Origin of the sequence: Formosa algae, assembly GCF_001439665.1 — a bacterium.
Lineage (GTDB): Bacteria > Bacteroidota > Bacteroidia > Flavobacteriales > Flavobacteriaceae > Formosa > Formosa algae.
On sequence record NZ_LMAK01000053.1, the window covers coordinates 1 to 3,081 of the forward strand.

Annotated in this window: 4 protein-coding genes; all 4 read right to left on the reverse strand. The window is 25.4% G+C overall.

Annotation, left to right across the window (positions count from 1 at the left end; translation table 11 throughout):
- Positions 1 to 50: 50 nt before the first annotated feature.
- Entirely contained in the window at positions 51 to 1,070 is a 1,020-nt protein-coding gene (locus AST99_RS12515) for a hypothetical protein (protein ID WP_057782179.1), read from the reverse strand.
- Positions 1,071 to 1,612: 542 nt separating this feature from the next.
- Positions 1,613 to 2,122 (reverse strand): hypothetical protein, encoded by a 510-nt coding sequence (locus tag AST99_RS12520; protein ID WP_057782180.1) that lies wholly within the window; start codon positions 2,120 to 2,122, stop codon positions 1,613 to 1,615.
- A gap of 1 nt (position 2,123) precedes the next feature.
- A complete protein-coding gene (locus AST99_RS18960) occupies positions 2,124 to 2,255 on the reverse strand; it encodes a hypothetical protein (RefSeq protein WP_262487294.1) in 132 nt (43 codons plus the stop codon).
- 319 nt (positions 2,256 to 2,574) lie between these two features.
- The gene (locus AST99_RS12525) at positions 2,575 to 3,006 is read right to left on the reverse strand and encodes a hypothetical protein (RefSeq protein ID WP_157486379.1); all 432 of its coding nucleotides are present in this window, start codon (positions 3,004 to 3,006) and stop codon (positions 2,575 to 2,577) included.
- Between the last annotated feature and the right edge of the window lie 75 nt (positions 3,007 to 3,081).

Here is a 3,081-nt window from a genome sequence, read left to right on the forward strand (position 1 = left end):
TTTACCACTGTTAAAAGTTATTATACTATCTGTATTCTTGGCAGTAGACTTTATTTATCCATCACATAGTCTAATTGACTTTTTTCAATTATAGTTTTAATGTTATTATACGCCTCATTATCATGCAATGACTTATAACAATTTGCTATTTGAATTTTTGCATTTAATTTATCTGAGGTTAAATTTTCACTACGCTGAAATAGGTTTAGCGCACTTTTGTAATTTGTTTTTAAATATTGTTTTACAGCTTCAATAAAAAACAAAGTATATCTTTTATTGAATTTTTCAGCTTTAGACGTTACCACAGTAACATTGTTAGATTTTGAACCCATTCCATTTACATTTGGCATTTTATAGTAAAGCATAGACCATGTTTTTAAAACAGGTACTTTTTTTCCATTAATAGTTGGTAAGCTCCACATTCCATTAGTCTTTTTTATAGCCTCAACAACATCTTGGTCGTATTTTTTACTAATATGATGAAGTATGTTTATATCGCTAACCTGATTAGTTGTGTCTATAATAAATGTAGCATAAGAATATGCTTCTTGATCCTTTGTATTGTGTTTTACATGATGCTTTATAAAATCGTGGTCGTTTTTATAGTGCTTATTTTTAAATGTTGGAGACAGTAATGCGTTTTCAAAATAAATGGTATCCTTATCTTTTAAGAAAAAGTCATTCGGAGTCAGAGTGTTTTTTATATATGCATCTTCTTTAATAAAATAAAGCGTAGTAAGTGCTCCCTTTTTATTTGAATCTTGAATAATTAATGAATCTTTATCCAGTTTTAAAATCTGTTGCGTGTTAAACTTTAATTGTAGTGTTTTGTCTTCTATGTTGTAATCAGATTCTATACCCAAATCTTTTGGTGATGTAGATAAATAAAATTTACCACTTGGCTTAAACGTGTATTTCAAGAAATTAGTAAATTCATTAACGTCCTTGCTGTTAGATTTTAAATCTGTCTTTATCCAAGTTCCTAAAATTAAATTTTCAGATTGACTGTAGCTATTTGAGAAAATTAAATTTAATATTATTAGTAATAGAAGTTTATAAGTTGTTTTCATGCTTTAATTTTTTTGTATTGCTAGCAACATACACACATACAATTACAAGTGAATACAAGACTGTCTAGCAAAGCGCTCGAGTTATTATATTGACTTTAAAAATAAAACAATTTAATATAACGTCGCTACGGTAATACCGTAAATATCTCTGTTTTTAAGGTGTAAAAAGGTGTAGGGATATCATCATTTGTTTGAGTAAAAAGTGACTGTAGTTTTAGTTGTTTTTTTACTATAGTAGGTTATTCTGCTTTGTATTTAATTAGTCAAGTATTTTGGTTCTAATTCTATTATTGAATCATTTTTCACTAAATAAACTATTTTCTTATTAAAATATTCTAATAACTCCCAATCATCTATTTTTTCAGTGTTATTTTTTCCATTGTAGAATTGTTTTTTACTAAGAATTTTTTTTACGCATGTAGTTTCATTTTCATGGTTTTTTATTAATGAAATATTTTTTTGTTTAAGAAAAAAACTACCATTATTACCACTATTTTTAAAATAATAGTAAGTATAGTTTTCATAAGGATGTATTTTTTCTATTAAATACTTTTTGTTGTATTTAAGATATAATGTATCTTTAATTGTGTAGGGTATTTGTTTTTATCTTCATATTTTATTGGGTAATATGAATTATAAAAATTTTCAAAAGGGTGCTGCCTTATTGTTATAAATGTATTGTTCTTTACAATGAACACCTTGTATTTGTTGAATATTTTTTCTTTTAGGAGATCTTTATTTATTGTTTTATTATAAGTACCAGAATAATAAAACGCTCTATTTTCCACATATGCTTTTAAATCAAATATTTGTTTTGGATTTAGGTTATAAAGGGTGTCTATTTTTTTTAATATGAAATAGCCCTCTGTTTTTGTTTTTGATATATTTTGTAAAACTCTACGTTCAAACTCTTTGTAATTTAAGTTTTTAAAATTTTCATAAAAGAGTATATAATTTTCATTATATTTAAAATATATACTGTCATTTTCTTTGTTTTGAGAAAAAGCTTCAACAAAAAAGAGTAATATTAATATGGTTAAAATAACTTTCATTTTATTGCGCGTCTTTACAATCTTTAGTTAATACATCTATATCTAAATCTACAGCTTCTAACTGTTTTATTTTTTCAGGGTCAATATCTTTGTAGGCTTCAATGTAATGTTCTTTTAATCCTCGCCAAACCAAAGCCTCATAAAATAAATCAGTTGATTTTTAACCTCTGCTAATGCTAGTATTTACTAGGTAGATCTACCAAAAAAAAATGTATGGTAAAACTCTAAGAGGTATCATTAATTTGAAAGTTTCTTGAGCTTAAGTATTTCCAATGTACAGTATAGCTTATCTTTTTTTGTTCATAGCTCTAAAATACAATAAATCATATTTTATGAGTGTGGCTTTTTTTATAGAATGCTATGAGATCAATAGTAGATACTAGTGCTAAGCGGGAGCTATAAAATAAATACTTAGTCATGTTTTGCATTTGTTAAATTTTAGCTTAGAGTAATTAATTAAGGCAGCCACTAATATCATCCCACCAAACGCGAGTTCTTTTGAATCGTGAAGAAGTAAGTTCCTCAATCACATATATGGGTTTAAAAAGTTCATTATAAGTAGAAATAATTTTTAATTTTCCCGTTTTTAAACTTTTGGTTTTCATGGATTCAATAATATTATGTCCTTCTTTTGAGAGTTCTTCTGGTGAATAAAACTTAATTTTATTTATCTCTTCTAAAGATATCGTATCGATTTCTATATTAAAATCATTTTGACTTCCTGTAATTAAAAACCGATCTTTATCTATATAATAATATATAGTTTTACCACTGTTAAAAGTTACAATACTATCTTTGTTTTTATTAAATAATAAATATTTTTCTTTTTGGGAATACGAATTAAGTGCAAAAAGCAATATCAATATCTTAATTAAATTTTTCATTATTTACAGTTTTTATTTCCGTATGTATGCTCATCTTTTATCGTATTCTTAATTCTATTTTGTTCAGTAGTTGTT

What these genes read in the sequence shown, in the direction of transcription:
- AST99_RS12520 (WP_057782180.1), bottom strand. Translation starts at nt 2,122, where the DNA reads ATGAAAGTTATTTTAACCATATTAATATTACTCTTTTTTGTTGAAGCT.
- AST99_RS12525 (WP_157486379.1), bottom strand. Translation starts at nt 3,006, where the DNA reads ATGAAAAATTTAATTAAGATATTGATATTGCTTTTTGCACTTAATTCG.
- AST99_RS12515 (WP_057782179.1), bottom strand. Translation starts at nt 1,070, where the DNA reads ATGAAAACAACTTATAAACTTCTATTACTAATAATATTAAATTTAATT.